This is a genomic window from Vibrio sp. 10N.261.52.C11 (assembly GCF_041471405.1).
GTDB classification, from domain to species: domain Bacteria; phylum Pseudomonadota; class Gammaproteobacteria; order Enterobacterales; family Vibrionaceae; genus Vibrio; species Vibrio crassostreae_C.
The window spans coordinates 1,323-1,684 of the sequence record NZ_JBFROI010000002.1 but is presented as its reverse complement, the minus strand read 5'-3'; the positions used below and the strand labels follow the sequence as shown (position 1 = coordinate 1,684).

At 47.0% G+C, this 362-nt stretch carries 1 protein-coding gene; it reads right to left on the bottom strand.

All coding sequences use genetic code 11. The annotated features are described in order from the left end of the window. Positions 1 to 362 (bottom strand): VCBS domain-containing protein (locus AB4323_RS00015; protein ID WP_372151318.1); only part of this gene is annotated, 362 nt, incomplete at both ends.

The window sequence follows — 362 nt, the reverse complement described above, 5'->3', positions numbered from 1 at the left end:
CGCACTGTTGGCGGTGAACACCCAATGCCCATTAGCATCAATAGTTAGGTCGCCATTAGCTCCAACAATGGAGTCTGGCGTAAATGTGTTATCAGGATTATCAACATCGGTACTGGTTAACGTGCCTGATGTCGTTACCGCTTTATCAGTCTCATCCACACTGACTGTTGCGGTACTGACTGTCGCTGCATCGTTAGTGCCATTAATCGTGACTTTGATCGTTGACGCTGTGCCATCAATAGACGAGACAGTGAAGGTCTCTTCGACTTTATCGCCGACATTCAATTGATTAAACGCGCTGTTAGCTGTGAATACCCAATGACCATTGGCATCAATGGTGAGATCACCGTTGGTACCGGAAA